The sequence below is a fragment of the Pseudomonas putida NBRC 14164 genome (genome assembly GCF_000412675.1).
In the GTDB taxonomy this organism is placed as follows: Bacteria; Pseudomonadota; Gammaproteobacteria; order Pseudomonadales; family Pseudomonadaceae; genus Aquipseudomonas; species Aquipseudomonas putida.
This window is the reverse complement of the sequence record NC_021505.1, coordinates 4628101-4653139: the sequence shown is the minus strand read 5'-3', so window position 1 is coordinate 4653139 and position 25039 is coordinate 4628101. Positions and strand designations below refer to the sequence as shown.

Sequence of the window (25039 nt, the reverse complement as noted above, 5' to 3'; positions counted from 1 at the left end):
CACTCCGGCCTCGCTCCCGGGAGGACCGCGCTGCAGGCCCCATCCTGGGGCCCAGCGCTTGACGGGCATCCATGCCCGTCACCTCCCTTCGCAAGGCCTGCGTTCGGCCTCCTGAAGTCGCGAAGATCAAGATCAAGATCAAGATCAAGATCAAGATCAAGATCAAGATCAAGATCAAGATCAAGATCAAGATCAAGATCAAGATCAAGATCAAGAGCCGGAGCCGGAGCCGGAGCCGGAGCCGGAGCCGGAGCCGATGGCGTGGCTCGGCATCGGATTATTTCATTTCGCATGCACCGTAATCGCCACCAACCGCACCACCACCGGCCTGACCATCAACACGCAAACGAACGCCACTGGCATCGCCAATTGATAGGCCTTCAGCACATTGCTCAGGTACTGCGCAGTAACCCCGGCATTCGCCGCGGTGATCACGAAGCACATTAGCAGCGCCATGATTGACGACATGAAAAAGGCAAAAACGTAGGGCGTAGCGCCCGGGTGCAATTTGCGTCGGCTGCGCGACTGGGACAGGTTGCTCATGTGAACTCCTGAAAGGTGAGTGGACGCGCAGGTTAACAATCCCCTCAGCCGCAGCTGTAGACCAGCCTCGCTGAGTTCTTTATAAAGAGATTCTTACGAATGCAAGAGCTCTCGCATGGACCTGCTCAACGCCATCCGCAGCTTCATCAAGGTGGTCGAGGCCGGCAGCATCGCCGGCGGCGCCCGTACCCTGGGCCTTAGCCCGGCAGCGGTCAGCCAGAACCTGGCACGCCTGGAGGGCCATCTGCAGGTGCGCCTGCTCAGCCGTACCACCCGCAGCATGGCGCTGACGCCGGCGGGTACGCACTACTACGAGCGTGTCAGGCATATCGAACGTGACCTGGCCCTGGCTGAGCAGGCCATCACTACGCCAGACAGTGAACCCCAAGGGCGGCTTTGCATCGCCTCTACATCCGCGTTTGGCCGCCACGTGCTAGCGCCACTGATACCCGCCTTCAATGCCCGCTATCCACTGCTTTCGATAGAGTTGGTAACGACTGATCGTCGGGTCAACCATGCACGTGAAGACGTCGACGTCAGCCTGCGTATTGCCCCGCAGCTGGAAGACCAGCTGTTGGCCAGGCATATCGCTCGGATCCCGTTCATTTGCTGTGCCTCGCCCGGGTACTTGCAAAGCGCTGGGGTGCCGGGTACGCCCGAGGCATTGCGCGATCACCGTTGCCTGGTGTTCCGTTACCCGGTGGATGGGCGGTTTCTGCGCTGGGGTTTCATGCGCGATGGGCTGCGTTTTGAGGCGGAGTTCGGCAGTGTACTGATCAGCGACGACATCGACGCCCTGACCCAGATGGCGCTGCACGATGGCGGTATCACCCGCCTGGCCGAGTTCATGGTGCGACCGCACCTCGCCAGCGGTGCGCTGGTGCCGTTGTTCGAGTACAGCGACAGTGGCCAGGCCTACGCCCAGACCGAACCAATGGACATCTACCTGTGCCTGGCCGACCGTTTCGCCATGACCGCGAAAGTGCGTGTGTTCATGGACTACCTGCGTGAGTGCCTGGGGGACAGTTGGCAGGTGCAGGCATGAAAAAACCGCCACGAGGGCGGTTTTTAATGGGGTACGTACGAATCAGAAGCGGTAGGTGAGGGATGCACCGATACCGTGAGCGCTGTTTTCGTACTTGGCCTGGTAGCTGCCCTTGGTCGCGCTCACCTGATTGACCTTGGTGTCTTCTTCCCACAGGTAGGAATAGGCCACGTCGATGGTCATATCGTCGGTCGGGCTCCAGCCGGCACCCAGGCTGAACACCTTGCGGTCGCCCGTCGGGATACGTGGTGAACGGTCATGGTTGTTGGTCGGCGACTGGTCGACGGTGAAACCGGTGCGCAGCACCCACTCCTTGTTGACCTTGTACGACGCACCAATGGCGTGGGCCCAGGTGTCATGCCAGTTCTGTTCTTCGGTGATGGTCTGGAACGCCGAACCTGCCAATGGCGCCGGGACATCGTTCTGCACGGTGATGTCTTTCAGGCGGCTCCAGCGGGTCCAGGTGCTGCCTGCATACAGGGTCCACTGGTCGTCGAGTTCGTGGGTAACCGAGAAGTCGACCGATTCCGGCGTCTTGATCTTCAGCGAGGCGTCGAATTTGTTGCCGTTGAACGGCCCGATCAGCGGGGTGCTGACGCGGGTCTTGCCCTCGAGCTTGTAGTCGACCATCGAGTGGTAGGTCAGACCGAGGCGGGTGCTGTCGGTAGCCTGTACCAGGATGCCGATGTTGTAACCAACGGCGGTATCGTCGCCCTTGATTTTCACTTCGCCATCGTTGCGGCCGGGGGTGAACGGGTTGATCAGGCTCGAACCCAGTTCACCCTTGATGCGGTTGATGGTAGGGCCGAAACCGATCGAGACCTTGTCATTGAAGGCGTAGCTGACGGTTGGCTGGAACGTGACTACCTCGACGTGGCTCTTCTTGCCCCAGTAGCGTGCGGCATCATCGCTGCCGTAGTCGGTTACCAGACCAAACGGTACATAGACACCGAAGCCGACGCTCCAGTGGTCGTCGATCGGCTTGACGTAGTAACCCATGGGGACACCAACGAGAGGCACCATGTCACCATCGGTTTCACCCCCGAGGTTGCTGCCCCGGCCCGAGATGTCGGACTTGGCGATGACGGCAGCGCCGCCCACGGTGAATTGTTCGCGTTTGAGGCGAGACATGCCGGCCGGGTTGCCAAACACGGTGCTGGCATCTTCGGCAGAAGAAGAACGTCCCGCGAAACCTGTCCCCATGCTGCTGATGCTTTGTTCGTTCAGGGCGAAGCCTGCAGCGAACACTTGGCTGGATGCCACGGCAACAGCGACGGCGAGGGAGGTTTTGAGCATTACTTTTTTCATTATTAGAAAACTCCTTGGGATCTCCGGGGCGAAAAGCTACCAACAAATCACGCACCGCGCCATAGCCTCAATCGCAGAAGATAGAGCGGTTTTGTAGGACAATCCGACCAAAATTCCCTTTTTTCCGGTAATGCTGTAGGACGATTCTTAAGATACCTGTCGCAATCTCTGATCTATGCAGGTCTGCCAGGCATGCGTGAAGTCCCGCAAGCGACCTTGGGGGTGGAAAATCTGACGCCATATCCGTGCCAATGCCAACAGGTCGTCAGCGGCAGGCAGTGGCGTGGCCTGCTCCTCAATGAGCATCCAGGCAATCGCTGTGGAATAGCGCAGGTTTACGGTGAGTTCCAGGTGCGGGCCGCCGAGGAAGGCGTGCTGGCTTGCCAGGCCGCGCACAAGGCTGGCCAGGTCGGGGTCGCGGGCCAGGTAATCATCCCAGAGCGCTTGGTGACGGTGTTCGCCAATGCGGTAAAGGCCGTGCCCGCGTCGGTCATGCAAGGCGGACCCGAGCGCCGACTGGCTGGCGGCAATGCCCAATAGCAGGGCTTCCGCGCTGGCACAGTGACGGTTCAGGTAGACCAGGGTGGGTCGGATCACATACTGACACAATTCATTCGCCGCAATACCCATGATGCCCTCGAGCAATTAAGGGCCGGACGGGCGCTGGAGCTTGGCAGCTGGTGAATGATCAGGCCCGCCGGAAGCGGCAAGCACCGCTCGAGTTGAAGTGTAGTGTGATAATCGTGGTGTAAAGAGCTGTTTTTAAATCGATTGCTGCCTGACGTACCGGGCTATATGCCCGTAGGCAATTACGCCAAGAACGTTCAGGCAGGCTTGCGATGGGATGATTCAGCGCTTGAATGCCCCGGTATTCGCCACTCACGCGGTGAGCGATTGGCGAGTCCGGGCGATGACCGCCTGCAGCGGTTCATTGCGGCTGTACTGTTCATGGTACAGGCGCTCGGTGTGGCAGGCGACGCCGTGTTCGTCTACCAGGGTGAAGCTGAAGCTGCCCTTGCGTGGGGCAACGATAAGGCACTTCAACGGCGAGAAGGCCTGGGAGAGGGTGCCAATGGCAGCCTGAATCTGATGATGAGTTTGCATATTGTTGGAGGTTCCTGCTTTAAACACGGGAGATATGATCCGTGCATGATAGAAACGTTCCAGTGACGCCTTTATTAAGGGACGAACGAACCTGACTGGAACAAAGCAGCCAGAGAGAGCGCAATCAAAAGTGGGCGCTTGGGCTGACTGGTAGGTACTTCGGAAGGCAGGCAGCACGTCGGGGCCAAGGTTCTAGGCCGTCGGGTGGAATCCTGATCAATCTGTCACGTGATTCGTGCTTGAGCAGCCTGAGGCTGGCGAGTGAATCATCGAATGGGCAATCCTGCTTCAGCAGCGCACTCTTGGGGAAGTGGGTCTGCAAGGATGTTGTGGCCCGAATTGACTTTCAGCTTGGTACTAACGAGGCGCACCTTACCGGAAATACCGGCGCTTGGCAAGCACTACGTTTGCTAAGGTGAGCCGAGCAGTATGGCGCGTATTTGTACCGCTGTGAAGAGGGGGCAAATAGCCCGCACACGGGCGGATGTGCCCATTTCGTGCACTCAAATGACGGATCATGGTGCACTTGTTCACATTCGGGGCAAGGGTTGTAACAGGCCGGCAACAGGCTGCAACGGCCTCGCCAATGCCTTGACTAGGCGGTTAAGTCAATGAAAAAAAACACTATTTTCAGCTGGTGAAAAAATCGTCAGTTTGAGACAAAGCCCCAATTCACGGGGCTTTGCGGGGTGTGCAAGGGGGTTGTCCACCGAGTTATCCACAGGAACTGTGGATTGTCCCGGGCGCTTGCTCTAGAACGGGCGTGCCAGCAGTGCGGTGAACTGTCCGACAATCGACATGCCCCGACAGACCGGTTGGTCATCCACTCGAAAACGTCAAGAAAAGATCATTGAAATATTTTTTCAATTCTCCATAAATCGACAGTTCACAGCGAAAAAAAAAGAGTAGAGTGGCGCGCCTTTCGAGTTGCCAAACCTGTTGCTCATGAAGTTTCGCGGTAAACACCTCGCCAGCCCTGCAGCATCGACGCCTCCTTCCGAGCGCTTTTCCTTGAAAGTGGCCTTGTGGCTGCTCGATAGCCCGCGCCTGGGCGACAAGCCCCAGGTCAAGCACCTGGCCGGGCGCCTGCTCAAGCAGCCGGCGCGTCAGGGCGTGGTGGTGGCACAGAGCCGCTTGGGGCAGATGCTGTGCCGCGATTGTGGCAACGCCCGTGACCGGCGTATTGGCCACGAACTGCTGCGCCAGGCAGCCCGCGCCGGTGACCGGCGGGCACAGCTGGAGTATGCGCGGCTGTGCCAGCAAAACGATCCGGACCAGGCGAAGTAATGCTCCGACAAGCCTCAGGCTGATAAGCTGCACTCAATTTGCATCAGCGTGATCGGGGTAAGCATGACAGTGGATCTGGCCAGCATTCTGCTGGGCTTGGTGGCAGGTGCTTTACCCTGTCTTTTTTGGGTCATGCAGGTGCAGCGCCGGCAGGGCGCACGGCAAGGCGAGCAGGCCTTGCTCGAAGAGCGCCTCAACGCAGCCCTGCTGGCCCAGGCCGGCCTGCAGGCGCAGCTTGAGGCCAGCCGCGACGAAGTCAGCGACCTCAGCGAAGCCAACACTGTCAAGCAGGCCCAACTGGCCGCCCAGGGCCGTGAACTGGAACTGCTGCAGATCGACCGCGACAACGCCCGTGACGCTGCCCACGCCTGGAGCCTGGAGCGCGCCAACCGTGAAGCCGAGCTGCGTCGTCTGGAGTCTCAGGGTGCGCGCCTGGAGGCTGAACTGCGTGAGCAGCAAGAAAGCCATCAGCAGCGCCTGGAAGACCTGCAGGAAGCCCGCGACACCCTGCGCGCCCAGTTCGCCGACATGGCCACCAAGATCTTCGACGAGCGCGAGCAACGCTTCGCCCAGACCAGCCAGCAGCACTTGGGCCAGTTGCTCGACCCGCTCAAGGAGCGTATCCAGTCCTTCGAAAAACGCGTCGAAGAAAGCTATCAGCAGGAAGCCCGCGAACGCTTTTCCCTGGGCAAAGAGCTTGAGCGCCTGCAACAGCTCAACCTGCGCCTGTCCGACGAAGCCACCAACCTGACCCAGGCCCTCAAAGGCCAAAAAACCCAGGGCAACTGGGGCGAGCTGATCCTCGAGCGGGTGTTGGAACATGCTGGCCTGGAAAAAGGCCGCGAATACCAGACCCAGGTCAGCCTCAAGAGCGCTGACGGCGAGCGTTTCCAGCCCGACGTGCTGATCATGCTGCCCGGCGACAAACAGGTGGTGGTGGACGCCAAGGTCAGCCTTACGGCGTACCAGCAGTTTGTCGCCAACAACGACGAGGCCGCGCTCAAACAGCACGTGCAGTCGCTGCGCAGCCACGTCAAAGGCTTGTCGAGCAAGGACTACAACCGCCTCGAAGGCCTGCACAGCCTGGATTTCGTGCTGCTGTTCGTGCCCATCGAAGCGGCCTTCTCGGCAGCCCTGCAGGCTGAGCCGAATCTGTTCCAGGAAGCCTTCGACCGGCATATCGTGATCGTCAGCCCTACCACCCTGCTGGCTACCCTGCGGGTGATCGACAGCCTGTGGAAACAGGAGCGCCAGGGCCAGAACGCCCGGGAAATTGCCGAGCGCGCCGGCTGGCTCTACGACAAGTTCGTGCTGTTCATCCAGGACCTGGACGAGCTGGGCAGCCGCCTGCAACAGGTGGACAAGGCTTATGCCGCTGCCCGTAACAAGCTGTGCGAAGGGCGCGGCAACCTGGTCAGCCGCAGCGAGCAGCTGAAGCTGCTGGGCGCCCGCGCCAGCAAGAGCCTGCCGGCAGACTTGCTGGAGCGGGCGCTGTCCGATGAGGTGCCGGACCCCGCAGTTACTGAACCTGGCTCAGATGGCGATTGAGCATGGCGCGCAAGGCTGCTGGCTTGACCGGTTTGGCCAGGTAATCCAGGCCTGCCGCATGCACCATGGCGATGGTTTCCTTGCTGCCGTCGGCGCTGATCACCACGCCTGGCACCGGTTCACCCAGGCGTGCACGTAGCCAGCCCATCAGCCCGGTGCCGGTCTCACCGTCATCCAGGTGGTAGTCGACCAGTGCCAGATGCGGGCGCATGCCCTTGGCCAGCAGGGCTTCGCATTCCGCCTGGTTGCGCGCGGTCCATACCTGGCAGCCCCAGCGGCTGAGCAGGCTGTTCATGCCAATCAGGATGCTGTCTTCGTTGTCCACGCACAGCACTTGCAGCCCGGCCAGCGGCTGGCCGCCCTGTTGTTCAGCGGGGGCGCTTGGCGCCGGGGCGGCCTGGCGGGCAATCGGCACGCTGACGCGGAACACCGTGCCTTTGCCCGGCCACGACCGCACTTCCAGCGGGTGCCCCAGCACCCGGCACAGGCCGTCGGCAATTGCCAGACCCAGGCCCAGGCCTTTCTCGGCGCGTGTCTGGTGACTGTCCAGGCGCTTGAACTCCTGGAAGATCACTTGCAGCTTGTCGTCGGCGATGCCCGGGCCACGGTCCCACACCTCCAGCCACAGGCGCTCGCCCTGGCGGCGCGCGCCCAGCAGGATCGGGCTCTTGCCGTAGCGCAGGGCATTGGTGAGGAAGTTCTGCAGTACCCGGCGCAACAGCTTCATGTCGCTGTCCACCCGCAGGCGGCTGCCACGCAGGCGGAACTCCAGGTTTTTCTCGGCCGCCAGCACCTTGAACTCGGCACCCAGCGTGTCGAACAGTTCGTTGAGGGCGAAGGGCTTGGCGTCTGGGGTGATCTTGCCGTTTTCCAGGCGCGAGATGTCCAGCAGGTCGCTGATCAGTTCTTCGGCCGAACGTAGCGAGCTGTCCATGTGCTGCACCAACTGCTGGGCCTCTTCGTTCATGCCCTCCGCTTGCTGCGACAGGGCGGCGGAGAACAGCCGGGCGGCGTTCAGGGGTTGCATCAGGTCGTGGCTGACCGCAGCCAGGAAGCGGGTCTTGGACTTGCTGACCGCTTCGGCCTGGCTCTTGGCTTCGGACAACGCCTGGTTCAGTTGCGACAGTTCGCGGGTGCGCTCGGCCACCCGTTGTTCCAGTCCTTCGTTGGCATCGCGCAGGGCCTGCTCGGCCTCGCGGAACGGGGTGATGTCGGTGAAACTCATGACGAAGCCGCCACCCGGCATCGGGTTGCCGATCAGCTCGATCACCCGGCCATTGGGGAATAGCCGTTCGGAAGAATGCGCGCGGCCTTGGCGCATCCAGTGCAGGCGCCGCGCCACATGCACCTGCGCTTCGCCCGGGCCGCACAGGCCGCGCTCGGCGTTGTAGCGGATGATGTCGGCAATCGGCCGGCCCACGCTGATCAGCCCGTCGGGGTAGTTGAACAGCTCCAGGTAGCGACGGTTCCAGGCCACCAGGTGCAGGTTCTGGTCGACCACGCTGATGCCCTGGTTGATGTTCTCGATGGCGCCTTGCAGCAGCGCGCGGTTGAACTGCAGCACCTCGCTGGCTTCGTCGGCAATGCGTACCACGTCTTCCAGCTGCATGTCGCGGCCTTCGATGGCGGCCTTGACCACGGCGCGGGTCGACGAGGTCCCGAGCACCCCGGCCAGCAGGCGTTCGGTGTGTTCGATCCAGTCGCCGTCGGCATTCTGGTTGGGGTTGAAGCCCTTGCCCTGGCGGTAGGCAAAGCGGATGAAGCTCTGCCGGGCGCGTTCCTCACCGACAAAACGCGAGGCCAGGGTCAGCAGGTCGTCGATCTGCACCGCCAGCAGTGGCTTGCTGCTGGGGCGGGCGCTGGTCTGCTGGCCGATGAAGCGGCCGGCCTGCCAGTGTTCGGAAACCCGTGTGCGCGACAATACCGAAACCCAGGCGAACAGGGTGAAGTTGCCTGCCAGCGACAGCACCACCCCTTGGGTCAGCGGGCTGATCGGCAGGCCCAGCGGGTTGCCATGCAGCCAAGCCAGCCCTGGGAACAGCTGCAGTGACCAGCCCAGGCTGTGCGCGGCAATCGGCAGGACCAAGGTGTAGAACCACAGGAAGATACCTGCCGCCAGGCCGGCGAACACGCCGCGGCGGTTGGCCTGCTTCCAGTACAGCGCGCCGAGCATGGCCGGGGTGAGCTGGGTGACGGCGGCGAAGGCGATCTGGCCGATGGTTGCCAGGCTGGCGGTGGAGCCCAGCAGGCGGTAGCTGACGTAGGCCAGCAGCAGGATCACCACGATGGTTACCCGGCGTACCGAGAGCATCCAGTGGCGGAACGCCTCGAACGGCCGCTCGGCGTTGTTGCGCCGCAGCAGCCAGGGCAGCAGCATGTCGTTGGACACCATGGTCGACAGCGCCACCGCTTCGACGATGACCATGCCGGTGGCTGCCGATGCGCCGCCAATGAATGCCAGCAGGGCCAGGCTCGGGTGCGCCTCGGCCAGTGGCAGGCTGATGACGAACGAGTCGGAGATCACCGTGCCCGGCAGCAGCATCTGCCCGGCCAGGGCAATCGGCACCACGAACAGCGCGGCCAGCGCCAGGTACATCGGGAACACCCAGCGCGCCAGGCGCATGTCCTGGGGCTCGATGTTCTCCACCACGGTGACGTGAAACTGTCGCGGCAGGCAGATGATCGCCATCATCGCCACAGCGGTTTGCACCACCATCGACGGCCAGTTGATGGTCTCTTGCCAATAGTCCTGCAAGTGGATCGACTGGCGAGCCTGGCTGAACAGGTCGTCAAAGCCGTCATACAGGTTGAATACGACGAAAATGCCCACGGCCAGGAAGGCCAGCAACTTGATCAGCGATTCGAAGGCAATCGCCAATACCATGCCCCGGTGGTGTTCGGTCACGTCCAGGCTGCGGGTGCCGAACACGATGGCAAACAGTGCCAGCACCAGTGACACCACCAGCGCGGTGTCCTGCACGCGGGTGCCAGTGGCGTCGGCGTTGGCCCCGATCAGCAGGTTGACGCCCAGCACGATGCCTTTGAGCTGCAGGGCGATGTACGGCAGCACACCGACCAGGCAAATCAGCGCCACCACCACCGCCAGGGTTTGCGACTTGCCGTAGCGTGCGGCGATGAAGTCGGCGATTGAGGTGATGTTCTGCTGTTTGCTGATCAGCACCATCTTCTGCAGCACCCAGGGCGCGAAGACCATCAGCAGCACCGGGCCCAGGTAGATCGGCAGGAATGCCCAGAGCTGTTCGGCGGCCTGGCCGACGGCGCCGAAGAAGGTCCAGCTGGTGCAGTAAACGGCCAGCGACAAACTGTACACCCAGGCGCGCAGTTTCGGCGGCAACGGCGTGCTGCGGCGGTCACCATAGAAGGCGATGGCGAACATGACGGCCATATAGGCCAGGGCGACCACGGCGATCAGCCCGCTGGACAACGACATGAAGACTCCGAAGCAAAAAATATAACGCGGTCCCGATCAACCAGTCTGGCACGCAGGCGCCGCTTCGTCAGCGCAGACGATGGTTGTAGGCGAGAGCTTGCTCGCGATTGATCTGAAACAAAACATCAATTTTTTCGGGTGCCCAACCCGTAAAACACCCCCGCCAGCAACACCGACAACACCAGCAGGTAGAAGATTGCCCCCGGCCACAGGTGCACCAGGGCAAACCCCACCATCACCGGCCCCAGCGCCGCCCCCAGGTTGGACAGGTTCTGCGCGCCGTAATACACCCCGCGCAAGTGCTCCGGGGCGATCAGGTCGATGAACATGTATTCGGCAGGGATCACGATGATCTCGCCCAGGGTGAACACCAGCATCGCCAGGCACCAGGCCAGCACCGAGCCTGCCAACGAAAAGCCCAGCAGCCCTGCGATGAACAGGGCCATGCCGGCCAGCAACCAGGGCATCAGGTGCTGACGACTGATGCGTCGGCCAATCAGGTACTGCAGGGCAATCACCGTCACCGCGTTGGTGGTGACCAGGTAGCCGACCAGCCGCGCCGCTTCCGTCGGGCTGCTGGTTACCACCAGGTACTGCGACAGGTAGGCGGTGAACTGGCCGAACACCACCGCGCTCAGCACCCCGCCCAGGGTGAAATACACCAGCCGGCGGTCACGCGCCAGCCCCAGCGCCACCTGGCCGAAGCCGGCCGCAGGCTTGTCCGGTGCGCTCGCCTGCAGGTCACGGTCGCCAAGGCGCCAGTAGGCCAGGCACATGCCCAGGCCAAGCAGGGCCGAGGCGATGAACGGCATGTGGTCGTCCAGTTCCAGCATGGCGACCCCCAGCAGCGGGCCTGCGGCGTAGCCGACGTTGCTGAGGGTGTACTTGATGGCGAACACCTCGGCCCGCTCTTCCACTGGCAGCAAGGCACAGAAGCCTGCCTTGGCGGCGATGTCGACCACTGCAAGCGCCAGGTTGATCAGCACCAGGCACAAAAAGAACAACAGCGCCGATTCACTGACGACCGCGGCGATGAAGGCCAGGGCGAACAGCAGGGTGCTGGCGCTGACCAGCGTGTGGTTGCGCAAGGTGTCGACCAGGTGGCCGCCATACAGGCTCAGCAGCGAAGCGATGATCAGCGCGCCACCTATCAGCAGGCCGATCTGGCTGATCGGCAGCTGGAAGTTGTCGGCCAGGTACACCACCAGGTAGGGCAGGGTAAGGGCGCGGGCGACCGTGAGGGTGAAGGTGGTCAGCAGTAGCAGGCGTACGGTGTGCGGGTAGCGTTTCAGGGCGGCGAGCATTACCACGTCCTTGTTGTTCTGGTTTGCCGAGCACAAGCATAAGCCACATAGGGCACCTGCAGGAGCGCCTCGGCTGCTTCTGCAAAAAGCGTGTAGGCTTGCCAGCCAAGGCATTTCCCATGCAGATTTGTGGCCTGACGTGCCCGGCGCGCCTCCAATTGAAAAGCCTTCAGGACCAAGGACGATGAGTCACTCCTCGCAATTCACATTGCTCGGCAAGCGGCGCTTCCTGCCGTTTTTCATCACCCAGTCGCTGGGTGCCTTCAACGACAACCTGTTCAAGCAATCGCTGATCCTGGCGATCCTGTTCAAGCTCAGCCTGGGCGACGGTGACCGTTCGATCTGGGTCAACCTGTGCGCCTTGCTGTTCATCCTGCCGTTCTTTCTGTTTTCGGCGCTGGGCGGGCAGTTTGGCGAGAAGTTCGCCAAGGACGCGCTGATCCGTGCGATCAAGCTGGCCGAGATCGTCATCATGGCAATCGGTGCGCTTGGCTTCATCACCAACCACCTGGCGCTGATGCTGGTGGCGCTGTTCGGCATGGGTACCCACTCGGCGCTGTTCGGCCCGGTGAAGTACTCGATCCTGCCGCAGGCCCTGCGCGAGGAGGAACTGGTCGGCGGTAACGGGCTGGTGGAAACCGGCACCTTCCTCGCCATCCTGGCCGGCACCATCGGCGCCGGCGTGATGATGTCGGCCGACAGCTATGCCACGGTGGTGGCCGGCGGCGTGGTCGGCACTGCTGTGCTCGGCTACCTGGCCAGCCGCTGGATCCCGCGGGCCGCGGCCGCCTCGCCGAGCATGCCGCTGGACTGGAACATTTTCAGGCAGTCGTGGGCGATCCTGCGCATGGGCCTGGGGCAGCCGCCCGCCGTATCGCGCTCGATCGTGGGTAACTCGTGGTTCTGGTTTGTCGGTGCCATCTACCTCACGCAGATCCCGGCCTACGCCAAGGACTGGCTGCACGGCGATGGCACGGTGGTCACCCTGGTGCTGACGCTGTTCTCGGTGGGCATTGCCCTGGGGTCGTTGCTGTGCGAGAGGCTTAGCGGGCGCAAGGTAGAGATCGGCCTGGTGCCGTTCGGCTCGTTCGGCCTGACCCTGTTCGGCCTGCTGTGGTGGTGGCACTCCGGCGATGTACCGGCTGCAGCTGCGCCGCACGACTGGCTGGCGCTGCTGGGCATAGGCCAGGCCTGGTGGATCCTGCTGTCGATCGTGGGCCTTGGCGTGTTCGGTGGCTTCTACATTGTGCCGCTGTATGCGCTGATTCAGGCACGCACGGCCGAAGACCAGCGCGCCCGGGTGATTGCGGCCAACAACATCCTCAATGCCTTGTTCATGGTGGTGTCGGCGGTGCTTACCATCATCCTCATGGGGCTTGCCGAGCTGAGCATCCCGCAGCTGTTCCTGGTGGTGTCGCTGCTAAATATCGCGGTCAACGCCTACATCTTCAGGATCGTGCCCGAATTCACCATGCGCTTCCTGATCTGGCTGCTCAGCCATTCGATGTACCGCGTGCAGCACCGCGACCTTGAGCGCATCCCCGACGAAGGCGCGGCGCTGCTGGTGTGCAACCACGTGTCGTTCGTTGATGCATTGCTGCTGGGAGGAGCAATCCGCCGGCCAATCCGCTTTGTGATGTATTACAAGATCTACAACCTGCCAGTGCTCAACTTCGTGTTCCGCACCGCAGGCGCCATCCCGATTGCCGGTCGCAACGAAGACCCCGCCACGTACGAACGTGCGTTCGCACGCATTGCCAAGTACCTGGCCGATGGAGAGCTGGTATGCATCTTCCCGGAGGGCAAGTTGACTGGCGATGGTGAGATCGATGTGTTCAAGGGTGGCGTCAACCGCATCCTCGAAGAAACACCGGTGCCGGTGATTCCGCTGGCTTTGCAAGGGCTGTGGGGCAGCTTCTTCAGCCGCGACCCGGCCAAGGGCTTCTTCAAGCGCCTGTGGTCGCGGGTAACCATCGTGGCGGGCGCCGCCATCCCGGTGGAGGCAGCGCAGCCTGAGCTGTTGCGCGAGCAGGTCAGCCGCCTGCGCGGTGACCTGCGATAGGGGAGTGGGTTAGCTGGCGCTGACTTTCAGGCCGACCAGGCCGCAGATGATCAGCGCCACACTGACCAGCCGCACCAGGGCCATGGACTCGCCGAACAGGATGATCCCGGCGATGACTGTGCCGACTGCGCCAACACCCGTCCAGATGGCATAGGCGGTGCCCAGCGGCAGTTCTTTCATGGCCAGGCCCAGCAGGCCCAGGCTTATGACCATGGCGCCGACCGTGAGTACGGTGGGGATCGGTTTGCTGAAGCCGTCGGTGTATTTAAGGCCTACGGCCCAGCCGACCTCGAACAGGCCGGCGAAGAACAGGATGATCCAGGACATGAGTGTGTCTCCATCGTTTGAATGATGGGGCCGTCCCCGGAATGGTCACGCGGTGCGTCGTGAGGCCGTCCTCACAGTGGGCAATATGGTGCCTATCTGCAGCCTTCAGGGCAAGTCTGTGCTGATCCCTGTGGGTGCGGGTTTACCCGCGAAGAGTCCAGCACAGGCACCATCAGTGCCCGGCCGGTTCCGCTTCTTCAGGTTCAACCGCAGGCTCATCCATCCGCCGGAACCAGGTCGACAGCAGTGCCCCGGAAATATTGTGCCAAACACTGAACAACGCACTGGGCACTGCCGCCAATGGCGAAAAGTGCGCCGCCGCCAGCGCCGCCCCCAGCCCGGAGTTCTGCATCCCCACCTCCAGCGCCAGCGACTTGCGTTGGGCCAGCGGCAACTTGCACAGCTTGCCGGTCAGGTACCCCAGCAAATAACCAAAGCTGTTGTGCAGCATCACCACCGCCATGATCAACAGCCCCGATTCGGCGATCTTCGCCTGGCTGGCCGCCACCACCGCGCACACGATCATCACGATGCTCACCACCGACACCAGCGGCAGTACCTGCACCGCCGCCTGCACCCGGGCACCGAGCAGGCGCTGGGCCAGCACGCCGAGCACGATCGGCAGCATCACCAGCTGCAGGATCGACCAGAACATATCCATGAAGGACACCGGCAACCAGGCCGACGCCAGGAACCAGATCAGCGCCGGGGTCAGCAGTGGTGCCAGCAGCGTGGTGACTGCAGCAATCGCCACGGCCAGCGCCAGGTCACCACGCGACAGCCAGACCATCACGTTCGAGGCGGTGCCGCTCGGGCAGCAGCCGACCAGGATCACGCCCACGGCAATTTCCGGCGGCAGGTGGAACAGCTGGCACAGCAGCCAGGCCATGCCCGGCATGATCACGAAGTGCGCGACCACCCCCAGCATCACCCGCCAGGGCTGGCGGGCGAGGGCGGCGAAGTCGTCGAGTTTGAGGGTGAGGCCCATGCCGAACATCACCAGCCCAAGCAGCGGCACGATGGCGACCTTCAGGGCGATGAACCATTGCGGTAGCAAAAAGGCCAGCACGGCAAACACCAGCACCCACAGGGCGAAGGTATTGCCGACGAAGCGGCTTAAGGCGGCGAGGGCACGCATGGGGCAATTCCTTTTCTACTTATAGCTTTGTGTATTTCCAGGGCCCTGTCGCCGGCAAGCCAGTTCACACAAGTACGCCACAGGTTCTGAAAACCGTGGCGTACCTTGTGGGAGCTGGCTTGCCGGCAGCAGGGCCGGTGCAGGCAAAATGGCCTTCAGGCCTGCACTGGCATCTCAAGACACATCAGACCCCTTGCGGAATCTCCTCCCCACCCAGCGCCTCGAACAACACCGGCAGGAACTCGGTAAAGGTCATCATCATCAGCAGGAAGCTGGCATCGAACTGCTGCGCAGCCTCATCGCCACCGTCCTGCTCGGCCTGCTCCTGCAGCAGCTCTTCGAACTTCAGGCGCTTGATCACCATCTTGTCGTCCAGAATGAACGACAGCTTGTCCTGCCAGGCCAGGGCAAGCTGGGTTACCACCTTGCCAGTGCTCAGGTGCAACTGGATTTCCTCGCCGGTCAGGTCCTGGCGCTTGCAGCGCACGATACCGCCGTCTTCGGCGGTGTCACGCAGTTCGCACTCGTCCAGTACATAGAAGCCTTCGGCGGTTTGCTGCGACTTGACCCAGTCGGTCATGGTGGCGGTTGGCGCAATCTTCACCGTGGCCGGGCGCACCGGCAGCGAGCCCATCACTTCACGCAGGGTCGACAGCAGGTCTTCGGCGCGCTTGGCGCTGGCCGAGTTGACCAGGATCACACCCAGGCGCGGGGCGATGGCGGCGAAGATCATCGAGCGGCGGATGAACGCACGCGGCAGGAAAGCCTGGATGATCTCGTCCTTGATCTGGTCGCGTTCTTTTTTATAGACCTTGCGCATCTGCTCGGTCTCGATCTCTTCGACCTTTTCCTTGACCGCGTCGTTGACCACGCTGCTCGGCAGGATGCGTTCTTCCTTGCGTGCGGCAATCAGCAGGAACTCGCCGCTGACATGCACCAGGGGAGCGTCTTCGCCTTTGCCGAACGGCGCGACGAAACCGTAGGTGGTCAGCTCCTGGCTGGCGCAGGGGCGGGCCGGCTTGCTGGCCAGTGCGGCTTCCAGCGCTTCAGGCTCGAACGGGACTTCCTGGGTCAGGCGGTAGGTCAGCAGGTTCTTGAACCACATGAGGGGTAACTCTCCTTAATGCATAAGGCGGGCATTATTCTCCGAGCGGAGCTCTGAGGCCAACCCTGTCAGAGGGCCAGCAGTGGCTTATGCGTGAAAGAAACACCCGGCAACGCTAGGCCTTTGAAAGGAATGAAGTTTTTTTTGAAAAAAGTTTAAAAAGTGCTTGCCAGGGTGCGGGGTCGTCCGTAGAATGCGCGCCACACCGAGACGAAGGGTGATTAGCTCAGCCGGGAGAGCATCTGCCTTACAAGCAGAGGGTCGGCGGTTCGATCCCGTCATCACCCACCACTCGATGTATAGCGCAGCGGTAGTTCAGTCGGTTAGAATACCGGCCTGTCACGCCGGGGGTCGCGGGTTCGAGTCCCGTCCGCTGCGCCATATTCCACTTCCAGGCCCACTGAACACCTGGGAGTAACAAAGAAAGCGACCTTAGGGTCGCTTTTTTTGTGCCTGAATTTTGGTGTTTGAACGAGTTTTGAAAAAACTTCGATAAGTGCTTGCCAGAGTGCAAAGTCGCCCGTAGAATGCGCGCCACACCGAGAGACATGGGTGATTAGCTCAGCCGGGAGAGCATCTGCCTTACAAGCAGAGGGTCGGCGGTTCGATCCCGTCATCACCCACCACTCGATGTATAGCGCAGCGGTAGTTCAGTCGGTTAGAATACCGGCCTGTCACGCCGGGGGTCGCGGGTTCGAGTCCCGTCCGCTGCGCCATATTCCGCTTCCAGGCCCACTGAACACCTGGAAGTAACAAAGAAAGCGACCTTACAGACTGTGTGAAAACGCACTGGTAGGCCCTATACCAAACGCCCCGACTTGTTCGGGGCGTTTGTTTTTGTGCTGAAAAAGGCCCTTCAGCCCATCAGTTGCATGATTTGCTTGGCACCCAGGACACTAATCGCCCGCTTGAGGTTGTAAGCGGTCACAGCGAGAGCCATTTCAGCTCTTGTGCCTGCGAGTTGTCGCAGCAGGAAGCGCCCGTTGCCAAACAGCCATTGTTTGAGATTGCCAAACGGGTGCTCCACGATGGATCTGCGCCGTTCCATCATCTCTGGATGCATCTGCATCCGCTGCGCCATACGCTCAAAGGCTTCCTCTTGAGCGTGGCGCGAGACATAGCGGCGCTTGGCCGTCGTGCATTGGGATTTCAGCGTGCACCCGGCGCAATCACTGATCGCCGCCTGGTAGATCCGGTCGCCCTTGTGACGCTGCTTCAGCGTTAGCCACTGCCCTGCCGGGCACTGGTACCGATCCTGTTCGGCGTCGTAGGTAAAGTCCTTGCGCTCGAATAATGCCTCACCGCCTGGGTTCGAGGTTCGGTTTGGCGGAACGTACGCGGTAATGGAGGCTTCCTCACATGCCTGGAACTGCTGGCCATTCGAGTAACCCATATCAGCTGTAACGGTCAGCGCTTTCTGTTTCAGCTCAGCCTTGGCCGCTTTAGCCATGGGTTCAAGCTGCTTGCGATCATCGCCCTCTTGCGTCACCTCGTGATGCAAAATCAGGCAGTGTTCTGCGTCAACGGCGGTCTGCACGTTATAGGCAACCCGCGCTCCTTTGGGAGTGCGCATCATGCGGGCATCGCTTTCGTGCGTGTTGAATTGCTCCAGCCCCATTGATTTCATCAAGGCCTGGCAAGTGCGGTTGTCTTGCTGCTTGGCCTCAAGCTTCGCCAAGGCCGCTTTGATCGCAGTGCGATCGACCACTTGCTCGCCCTCAGACTTGTCAGCGGCATCCAGATCAGCCAGATATTGGGCGATCCGCTTGTCCAGTTTCTCATCCTGACGCTTGAGTTGACTCAGGTTCAAATGGCGCCGGGGGGAAGCGACCGCCTGAAACTTGCTGCCGTCGATGGCAACCAAGTCACCAGCAATCAAACCGGCGGTTCGGCAGAACTGTACAAACGCCCGGCACGTCGCAACGAAAGCGGCTTTGTTGTTCTTGCGAAAGTCAGCGATGGTCTTGAAGTCAGGTTTGAGCCGGTTGATCAGCCACATCACCTCGATGTTGCGCTGGCACTCGGCTTCCAAACGCCGCGAGGAACGGATGCGCTGAAAATAGCCATAGAGGTAGAGCTTGAGCTGATCGGCGGGGTCGTAGGCGGGGCGCCCTATGGCCTTGGATTGCGCTTTTTCGAAGCCGAGCTGGCCCAGGTCGAGCCTGGCGACATACAGGTCAATGACCCGTACGAGGTGATCTTCCGGGATCAGCTCCTCCAGCGAGACCGGGAACAGACTGGTCTGGCTGCGAGACTCTCCTTGTATGTAGGCCATAACGAAAAATGCTCCGTATCTTCCGATACGGAGCATTCTCTTAAAGGGCCGGGCAGAATGCTAGGTTTTCACACAGTCTGCTTAGGGTCGCTTTTTTTGTGTCTGCAATTTTTGTATCAGCGCTCTTCTTCTCGCAACGTCAGCACCTCGAACCCGTCATCGGTCACCGCCACGGTATGCTCCCACTGCGCCGACAGGCTGTGGTCGCGGGTAATCACTGTCCAGCCATCCTTCAATGTGCGCGTACCGCGCCCACCCTGGTTGATCATCGGCTCGATGGTGAACACCATCCCCGGCTTCAGCTTCATGCCCATGCCGCGCTGGCCGATGTGCAGTACTTCAGGCCCTTCATGCATCTGCTGGCCAATGCCGTGCCCGCAATACTCGCGCACCACGCTATAGCCTGCCGCCTCGGCATGGGCCTGGACGGCATGGCCGATATCGCCCAACGTGGCCCCGGGGCGCACCTGCTCGATGCCCTTCCACAGCGCGTCGTAGGTGGTGTCGACGAGGCGTCGGGCTTCATCGCTGATGTGCCCGATGCTGTACATCTTCGACGAGTCGGCAATGTAGCCGCCCTGTTCCAGGGTGATGTCGACGTTGATGATCGAGCCTTCCTTCAGTACTTCATCGGCATTGGGCATGCCATGGCACACCACATGGTCCACCGAGGTATTGAGCGAATAAGGAAAGCCGTACTGGCCTTTGCTCGCCGGCCGGGCCTTGAGCGTGTCGACGATGAATGCTTCGGCACGGTCGTTGATCTGCATCGTGGTCACGCCGGGGCGGATGAAACCGTCGAGGTCGGCGAAAACCTGGGCCAGCAGTTGGCCTGCGCGGCGCATCAGGTCGAGTTGGGCGGGGGTCTTGAGAATCACCTGGGACATAGGGGGAGGGCAGTTGCTCATGCTGTAATTTGCCCCAGCATAGCGCCAGCGGGTACCGGGTTGCCACCGCATGGTGCGTAGCCTGTGCCGGCCTCTTCGCGGGCACGCCCGCTTGTATGGTTAGACTTGAAGGGGTGGTGGGACTAAATGCCCGATTCTGACTGTTCACAGCAGTACAGACCGTGGGAGACATCGCCCCACCCCTTCCACCAAAGCGCCGATAAAGAATGCATCGTTTGCAAACGACGATAGAAGCAAGCCAGCGCCTCTTGGTGAAACCCCTTCAAGCCAAAAAACCATAACGTGAGGAGGCTCCCGTGGCAATGCAGGTTGGCAAATTGATCGTGGGTGCGGATGTCGCGAAAGCAGAATTAGTGATTCATCACGATGATCGCGACGAGATCATCAAGGTGAAAAATACCAAACCGGAAATCAAGAAATGGCTGAAGCAACAGCCTCTCAACACGGCAATTGCTGTTGAGGCGACCAATGTTTACCACCTGGACTTGGTTGAGCTGGCCCATAGCCTGGGTTTCGAGGTCTATGTCATTGATGGATTCCAACTGAGCAACTACCGCAAAAGCGTGGGTGTGCGGGTAAAAACGGACCCCACTGATGCTCGGTTGTTGTCCCGATTTTTGAGAAACGAGGGGGAAGACCTCCGCCCTTGGACTCCCCCTCCCGCCGTCTACGGCAAGCTTCAGAGCCTTCTGCGACGCCGAGCGGCCTTGGTGACTGCCCGCACGGCGATGACCCAGAGCTGGGCTAATGAAGCCCTTTTGAAAGCCGCCTTCACAACCTTTGTAAAATCGATAGACCGGCTGGATTTGTTGATCCAAAAGAAAATTAAAGAAGTGCTGCGCGAAGCAGGGCTGCACGAGCAAGTTGCTCGCTGCCAGGCGGTAGAGGGTATTGGGTTTCTCACGGCCACTGCCTTGGTAATGGCTTTTATGCGGGGCGAGTTCAAGAGCAGTGATTCGTACATTGCATTCCTGGGAATGGATCTACGAGTGATTGATTCTGGGCAGAAGAATGGACGTCGTCGCCTTACCAAGCGAGGCTGCTCAGAAATCCGTCGCCTGCTGCATAACGCGGCGATGTCAGCCAGCCGGACGGCCACTTGGAAAGGGATCTACGAACATCATCGCAATGCGGGTAAAGCAACAACCCAGGCGTTGGTAATCCTGGCCAGGAAGCTTGCACGAGTGGCATTCGCCCTGATGAAGAATCAGGACGAATATGTCACCAAGGGTGGGAAAGCGCCTTGCTGAAAACCATAGAATCTCCCACAGGCACGGCACGCCCCTCAGGCCTTGCGATAGCCCTGTGGGAGCGGGCGTGCCCGCGAAAGGGCCGGTATAGCTGGCCCATAAATTGCTGATCTACCTTCATCCCGGGCTATCAACGTCGACAGCCCACAAAACTTCACGACAAAGGCGCCGTGTTGCCCCGCTTGCTTCAGCAAGCCGGGGCAGCCGGCGCCTTTTTGCGTTTCCCACAGGAGCCCGCCCATGGCCAACAGCGAAGTACGCAGCGTCTGCCCCTACTGCGGCGTTGGCTGCGGCATCGTCATGAGCGTTGCCGATGGCAAGGTCGTCAAGGTCAGCGGCGACAAGCAGCACCCCAGCAACTTCGGCCGGCTGTGCACCAAAGGCCTCACTGCGCACGTGCCGCTGACCGCCGTCGGCCGCCTGGAAGACGCCTATGTGCGCCAGCAGCGCAACCAGCAACCGGCGCGCACCGGCATGGACCAGGCGATCGCCGACGCCGGCAAACGCCTGCGCGGCATCATCGACCAGCACGGCCCCGACGCCGTGGCGCTGTACGTGTCGGGGCAGATGTCGCTGGAGGCGCAGTACCTGGCCAACAAGCTGGCCAAAGGCTTTATCCGCACCCGCCACATCGAGTCCAACTCGCGCCTGTGCATGGCCAGCGCCGGCAGCGGCTACAAGCTGTCGCTCGGCGCTGACGGCCCGCCTGGCAGCTACCAGGATTTCGAGCACGCCGACGTGTTCCTGGTGATCGGCGCCAACATGGCTGACTGCCACCCCATCCTGTTCCTGCGCCTGCTCGATCGGGTCAAGGCCGGCGCGAAGCTGATCGTCGTCGACCCACGGCGCAGTGCCACCGCCGACAAGGCCGACCTGTTTCTGCAAGTACGCCCCGGCAGTGACATGGCCTTGCTCAACGGCTTGTTGTATCTGCTACACCGCAATGGCCACACCAACCCCGACTTCATCGCCCTCCACACCGAAGGCTGGGACGAACTACCCGCCTTCCTCGATGACTACACCCCCGAGCGCGTAGCCGCCATCACCGGGCTGGCCGAGGCCGACATCCTCAAGGCCGCCGAATGGATCGGCACCGCCAACGACTGGATGAGCTGCTGGACCATGGGCCTGAACCAGAGCATTCACGGTACCTGGCACAGCAACGCCATCTGCAACCTGCACCTGGCCACGGGCGCCATCTGCCGCCCCGGTAGCGGGCCGTTTTCGCTGACCGGCCAGCCCAATGCCATGGGCGGCCGTGAGATGGGCTACATGGGCCCCGGCCTGCCAGGCCAGCGCTCGGCGTTGGTGGAAGGCGATCGCGCATTTGTCGAGCAGCAGTGGCAACTGCCACCCGGCAGCCTGCGCAGCGAAGGCGGCGAGGGTACGGTGGCACTGTTCGAGCAGATGAACGCGGGTGAAGTAAAAGCGTGCTGGATCATCTGCAGCAACCCGGTAGCCAGCGTTGCCAACCGCCAGCAGGTGATCGATGGACTGTGCCAGGCCGAATTGGTGATTACCCAGGATGCCTTCCTCGACACCGAAACCAACCGCTACGCCGACATCCTGCTGCCGGCCGCGCTGTGGGCCGAAGGCGAGGGCGTGATGATCAACAGCGAACGCAACCTCACCCTGATGCCGCGCGCCGTAGAGCCGCCAGGGCAGAGTCTGCCCGACTGGCAGATCATCGCCCGGGTGGCCTGCGCCATGGGCTACGCCGAAGCCTTCGACTACCCCGATGCCGAAGCGGTATATGAAGAAATCCGCCGCTTCCATAACCCCGCCACCGGCTACGACCTGCGCGGCATCGGTTACGCCGAGCTGCGTCAGCAACCACGCCAGTGGCCTTGTGCGCCAGGCCATGGCAGCGATCGCAGCCCATTACGCTACCTGAACGACGGCAGCAGCCAGGCGCTGCTGCACGATGCCCAGGGCGATTGCCCGGCGCTGGCGTTCCCCACCTCCAGCGGCAAGGCCCGCTTCTTCGCCCGGCCCTGGTTGCCGGCACCGGAGTTGCCGGATGACGACTACCCCATGGTGCTGAACACCGGCCGCGTGCAGCATCAGTGGCACACCCTGACCAAGACCGGCAAGGTGCCGGCGCTGAACAAGCTGGAGCCTGGCCCCTTCGTCGAGGTTCACCCAGACGACGCCGTACGGCTTGGCATCGCTGAAAAGGATCAGGTGGCCGTCCGCTCACGGCGCGGTCAAGCCGTACTGCCGGCGCGAATCAGCGACCGGGTCATGCCAGGCAACTGCTTTGCGCCGTTCCACTGGAACGACCTGGTCGGCGAGCAACTGGCAATCAATGCCGTGACCTGCGATGCCGTCGACCCGCTGTCGCTGCAACCCGCTTTCAAACACTGCGCCGTGGCCCTGCAACGGGTCGCAGGCGCGCGTATCCACGCCCTTGACCTGAACGCTGCCATTTCGGAGCCAGCCCGCATGCCCACTGCCACCCTGTCCCGTCTGCTTGGCCTGGACACCTTGCCAGCCCCGGTGCTGGCAGAAGAAGAGCGCCATTACCTGCAAGGTTTCCTGCTGGGCCTGAACCAGGCCCGCGCCGAGCGCGTGCCCAGCCTGCCGGCCAGTGCGCCATTGGCGGCCAACCACCGGCTGTTTATCGACGGCTTGCTGGCCGGGCTGTTCGCCCAGCCTGCGGCACTGCCCGTTGCGGCGTTGGCGGCGCCACGGCATCAGGTGCTGTGGGCCTCGCAGACCGGCAACGGCGAGCAGCTGGCCGAGCGCTGTGCCGAACGCCTGCGCGGTGCCGGCCTGGATGTGCAGCTCAGTTGCATGGAGGCGGTCAGCCCGAGCCAGCTGCAGGGCGCCGCCAGCGTGGTATTGATCGCCAGCACCTTTGGCGATGGCGATGCGCCCGACAGCGCAGCGGCGTTCTGGCACGCCTTGCAGGGCGAGGAGGGCGCCTGCTGCGCCGAACTGCCCTATGCAGTGCTGGCCTTGGGCGACTCCAGTTACGATCAGTTCTGCGGCTTTGGCCGCAAGCTGGACCAGCGTCTGACCGAACTGGGTGGCCGGCGCCTGTTGCAACGGGTGGACTGCGAGCCAGACTTTGACGAAGCGTTCGCAGGCTGGCTTGACGCGTTGCTGCCCTTGCTGGGCAGGGCCGCTGCGCCACCACCGGCGAATGAACCTGCACCCATGGCGGGCTGGAGCAAACAACAACCCTGGCCCGCCACCTTGCTGGAAAACCACCTGCTCAACGGCCCCGGTGCCAGCAAGGAAACACGGCAACTGGTGTTCGACCTGAGCGGTAGCGGCTTCAGCTATGCCGCCGGTGATGCCTTGGGCGTGTGGCCGCGCAATTGCCCGGCGCTGGTCGACGAACTGCTGGCGCTGATGCAGCTTGATGGCCAGGCCATGGTCGAGCTGAAGGGCCAACCTGCCATGCCACTGGCCGAAGCCCTGCACGCGCACCTGGAAATCGCCAAGGTCACCACGCAGCAACTGCAAGCCTTCGCGGGCAGCGCCCCGGGCCTGCAACGTCTACTGCAGCCCGAGTGCAAGGCCGAACTGCAGGACTGGCTGTGGGGCCGGCAACTGGTCGATGTGCTGCGGGCCTTTCCCCAGCAGCTACCGCTGGCCAGCTGGCTTGAACTGCTCAAGCCTTTGCAGCCGCGTCTGTACTCGATCAGCTCCAGCCCGTTAGCGCATCCCGGCCAGGTACACCTGACCGTCTCCACCGTGCGTTATGGCGAGCGCAAGGGCGTATGCTCGGCCTTCCTCGCCGACCGCGCCCAAGCGTTGAAGGTGGCAATTTTCCCGCAGGCGTCCAGGCACTTCCGGTTGCCTGCGGACGACAGCGTGCCGATGATCATGGTCGGCCCCGGTACCGGCATTGCGCCGTTCCGGGCGTTCCTCGAAGAGCGGGAGGCGCGGGGGGCGAAAGGGGGCAACTGGCTGTTCTTTGGCGAACAGTGCGCCGCTACCGACTTCTATTACCGGGAGCAGCTACAGGCCTGGCAGGCAAGCGGCCACCTGCGTCTGAATACAGCGTTTTCCCGCGACCAGGCCGAGAAGATCTATGTGCAGCAGCGGATGCTGGAGCAGGGCGCGCAGCTGTGGCAGTGGCTGGAAGCGGGGGCGTATTTCTATGTGTGTGGGGATGCGCAGCGCATGGCCAAGGATGTGGATGCGGCGTTGCGGGCGATTGTGGCTGAGCATGGCGGGATGGGTGCGGCGCAGGCGGCTGCCTATGTGGAAGGTTTGAGCAAGGGCAAACGTTATCTGCGGGATGTGTACTGAAGTGCACCGGGATGGGGAGTGATGCACTTGGAATGTGCAATTGCTGTGCTGGCCCTATCGCCGGCAAGCCAGCTCCCACAGGTATCTTACAAACCTCGAAACCTGTGGCGGCCCTTGT

The 25039-nt window shown here is 61.9% G+C and carries 17 protein-coding genes, 4 tRNA genes and 1 pseudogene; 11 read left to right on the top strand and 11 right to left on the bottom strand.

Annotated elements, in window-relative coordinates:
• The first annotated feature begins 71 nt into the window (after positions 1–71).
• Positions 72–302 (top strand): hypothetical protein, encoded by a 231-nt coding sequence (locus PP4_RS29300; RefSeq protein WP_016501087.1) that lies wholly within the window; start codon positions 72–74, stop codon positions 300–302.
• Here PP4_RS29300 and PP4_RS20585 read toward each other — a convergent pair.
• Positions 283–543: a DUF2798 domain-containing protein gene (locus PP4_RS20585; protein ID WP_016485290.1), complete on the bottom strand. Its 261-nt coding sequence runs from the start codon at positions 541–543 to the stop codon at positions 283–285. The genes PP4_RS29300 and PP4_RS20585 overlap by 20 nt on opposite strands.
• A 115-nt stretch (positions 544–658) precedes the next feature.
• Between PP4_RS20585 and PP4_RS20580 the strand changes: the two genes are divergently transcribed.
• Positions 659–1588: a LysR family transcriptional regulator gene (locus PP4_RS20580; RefSeq protein WP_016501086.1), complete on the top strand. Its 930-nt coding sequence runs from the start codon at positions 659–661 to the stop codon at positions 1586–1588.
• Positions 1589–1630: 42 nt separating this feature from the next.
• Here the strand turns inward: PP4_RS20580 and PP4_RS20575 are convergent, their stop codons facing one another.
• From PP4_RS20575 to PP4_RS20565, 3 genes are all read right to left on the bottom strand, one after another.
• The gene (locus PP4_RS20575) at positions 1631–2896 is read right to left on the bottom strand and encodes an OmpP1/FadL family transporter (protein WP_016501085.1); all 1266 of its coding nucleotides are present in this window, start codon (positions 2894–2896) and stop codon (positions 1631–1633) included.
• Positions 2897–3043: 147 nt separating this feature from the next.
• Complete coding sequence (locus PP4_RS20570; protein ID WP_016501084.1) at positions 3044–3526, bottom strand: hypothetical protein; 483 nt, start codon at positions 3524–3526, stop codon at positions 3044–3046.
• 249 nt (positions 3527–3775) lie between these two features.
• Entirely contained in the window at positions 3776–4000 is a 225-nt protein-coding gene (locus PP4_RS20565) for a hypothetical protein (protein ID WP_016501083.1), read from the bottom strand.
• A gap of 945 nt (positions 4001–4945) precedes the next feature.
• On the opposite strand from PP4_RS20565, the pseudogene PP4_RS20560 reads away from it, so the two are divergent.
• Positions 4946–5284, top strand: a pseudogene (locus PP4_RS20560) (sel1 repeat family protein); the annotation flags it as partial.
• A gap of 180 nt (positions 5285–5464) precedes the next feature.
• Positions 5465–6835, top strand: coding sequence for a DNA recombination protein RmuC (gene rmuC, locus PP4_RS20555; RefSeq protein WP_162471786.1), 1371 nt, complete (start codon positions 5465–5467; stop codon positions 6833–6835).
• Here the strand turns inward: rmuC and PP4_RS20550 are convergent.
• Together PP4_RS20550 and PP4_RS20545 are read right to left on the bottom strand one after the other, a co-directional pair.
• A complete protein-coding gene (locus tag PP4_RS20550; protein WP_016501080.1) occupies positions 6807–10286 on the bottom strand; it encodes a hybrid sensor histidine kinase/response regulator in 3480 nt (1159 codons plus the stop codon). The genes rmuC and PP4_RS20550 overlap by 29 nt on opposite strands.
• Before the next feature lie 125 nt (positions 10287–10411).
• Positions 10412–11590: an MFS transporter gene (locus PP4_RS20545; RefSeq protein ID WP_016501079.1), complete on the bottom strand. Its 1179-nt coding sequence runs from the start codon at positions 11588–11590 to the stop codon at positions 10412–10414.
• Positions 11591–11774: 184 nt separating this feature from the next.
• On the opposite strand from PP4_RS20545, the gene PP4_RS20540 reads away from it, so the two are divergent.
• A complete protein-coding gene (locus PP4_RS20540; protein WP_016501078.1) occupies positions 11775–13652 on the top strand; it encodes an MFS transporter in 1878 nt (625 codons plus the stop codon).
• 9 nt (positions 13653–13661) lie between these two features.
• On the opposite strand, the gene sugE is transcribed toward PP4_RS20540, so the two are convergent.
• The 3 genes from sugE to rdgC form a co-directional block, all read right to left on the bottom strand.
• On the bottom strand, positions 13662–13979 hold the full coding sequence (gene sugE, locus PP4_RS20535) for a quaternary ammonium compound efflux SMR transporter SugE (RefSeq protein ID WP_016501077.1): 318 nt from the start codon (positions 13977–13979) through the stop codon (positions 13662–13664).
• Positions 13980–14151: 172 nt separating this feature from the next.
• Entirely contained in the window at positions 14152–15117 is a 966-nt protein-coding gene (locus PP4_RS20530) for a bile acid:sodium symporter family protein (protein ID WP_016501076.1), read from the bottom strand.
• Between the two features lie 184 nt (positions 15118–15301).
• Complete coding sequence (gene rdgC / locus PP4_RS20525; RefSeq protein ID WP_016501075.1) at positions 15302–16222, bottom strand: recombination-associated protein RdgC; 921 nt, start codon at positions 16220–16222, stop codon at positions 15302–15304.
• 215 nt (positions 16223–16437) lie between these two features.
• Between rdgC and PP4_RS20520 the strand changes: the two genes are divergently transcribed.
• From PP4_RS20520 to PP4_RS20505, 4 genes are all read left to right on the top strand, one after another.
• Positions 16438–16513: transfer RNA gene (locus tag PP4_RS20520), tRNA-Val, on the top strand.
• 13 nt (positions 16514–16526) lie between these two features.
• A tRNA-Asp gene (locus tag PP4_RS20515) sits at positions 16527–16603 on the top strand.
• A 169-nt stretch (positions 16604–16772) separates the two neighbouring features.
• A tRNA-Val gene (locus PP4_RS20510) sits at positions 16773–16848 on the top strand.
• A 13-nt stretch (positions 16849–16861) separates the two neighbouring features.
• Positions 16862–16938: transfer RNA gene (locus PP4_RS20505), tRNA-Asp, on the top strand.
• A 140-nt stretch (positions 16939–17078) separates the two neighbouring features.
• Here the strand turns inward: PP4_RS20505 and PP4_RS20500 are convergent.
• Complete coding sequence (locus PP4_RS20500) at positions 17079–18497, bottom strand: IS1182 family transposase (RefSeq protein ID WP_016498256.1); 1419 nt, start codon at positions 18495–18497, stop codon at positions 17079–17081.
• Between the two features lie 116 nt (positions 18498–18613).
• Positions 18614–19405, bottom strand: coding sequence for a type I methionyl aminopeptidase (map, locus tag PP4_RS20495; protein ID WP_229610057.1), 792 nt, complete (start codon positions 19403–19405; stop codon positions 18614–18616).
• A gap of 296 nt (positions 19406–19701) precedes the next feature.
• On the opposite strand from map, the gene PP4_RS20490 reads away from it, so the two are divergent.
• Together PP4_RS20490 and PP4_RS20485 are read left to right on the top strand one after the other, a co-directional pair.
• Positions 19702–20655 (top strand): IS110 family RNA-guided transposase, encoded by a 954-nt coding sequence (locus PP4_RS20490; RefSeq protein ID WP_016501073.1) that lies wholly within the window; start codon positions 19702–19704, stop codon positions 20653–20655.
• Positions 20656–20895: 240 nt separating this feature from the next.
• The gene (locus PP4_RS20485) at positions 20896–24921 is read left to right on the top strand and encodes a bifunctional nitrate reductase/sulfite reductase flavoprotein subunit alpha (protein WP_016501072.1); all 4026 of its coding nucleotides are present in this window, start codon (positions 20896–20898) and stop codon (positions 24919–24921) included.
• Positions 24922–25039 lie beyond the last annotated feature (118 nt).

Bases quoted from the DNA above. Each gene is read 5' to 3' on its own strand.
- PP4_RS20545 (WP_016501079.1), bottom strand. From the start codon at position 11,590: ATGCTCGCCGCCCTGAAACGCTACCCGCACACCGTACGCCTGCTACTG.
- PP4_RS20565 (WP_016501083.1), bottom strand. From the start codon at position 4,000: ATGCAAACTCATCATCAGATTCAGGCTGCCATTGGCACCCTCTCCCAG.
- PP4_RS20500 (WP_016498256.1), bottom strand. From the start codon at position 18,497: ATGGCCTACATACAAGGAGAGTCTCGCAGCCAGACCAGTCTGTTCCCG.
- rdgC (WP_016501075.1), bottom strand. From the start codon at position 16,222: ATGTGGTTCAAGAACCTGCTGACCTACCGCCTGACCCAGGAAGTCCCG.
- PP4_RS20575 (WP_016501085.1), bottom strand. From the start codon at position 2,896: ATGAAAAAAGTAATGCTCAAAACCTCCCTCGCCGTCGCTGTTGCCGTG.
- PP4_RS20585 (WP_016485290.1), bottom strand. From the start codon at position 543: ATGAGCAACCTGTCCCAGTCGCGCAGCCGACGCAAATTGCACCCGGGC.
- PP4_RS20530 (WP_016501076.1), bottom strand. From the start codon at position 15,117: ATGCGTGCCCTCGCCGCCTTAAGCCGCTTCGTCGGCAATACCTTCGCC.
- PP4_RS20550 (WP_016501080.1), bottom strand. From the start codon at position 10,286: ATGTCGTTGTCCAGCGGGCTGATCGCCGTGGTCGCCCTGGCCTATATG.
- PP4_RS20540 (WP_016501078.1), top strand. From the start codon at position 11,775: ATGAGTCACTCCTCGCAATTCACATTGCTCGGCAAGCGGCGCTTCCTG.
- PP4_RS20570 (WP_016501084.1), bottom strand. From the start codon at position 3,526: ATGGGTATTGCGGCGAATGAATTGTGTCAGTATGTGATCCGACCCACC.
- sugE (WP_016501077.1), bottom strand. From the start codon at position 13,979: ATGTCCTGGATCATCCTGTTCTTCGCCGGCCTGTTCGAGGTCGGCTGG.
- PP4_RS29300 (WP_016501087.1), top strand. From the start codon at position 72: ATGCCCGTCACCTCCCTTCGCAAGGCCTGCGTTCGGCCTCCTGAAGTC.
- PP4_RS20580 (WP_016501086.1), top strand. From the start codon at position 659: ATGGACCTGCTCAACGCCATCCGCAGCTTCATCAAGGTGGTCGAGGCC.
- map (WP_229610057.1), bottom strand. From the start codon at position 19,405: ATGAGCAACTGCCCTCCCCCTATGTCCCAGGTGATTCTCAAGACCCCC.
- PP4_RS20485 (WP_016501072.1), top strand. From the start codon at position 20,896: ATGGCCAACAGCGAAGTACGCAGCGTCTGCCCCTACTGCGGCGTTGGC.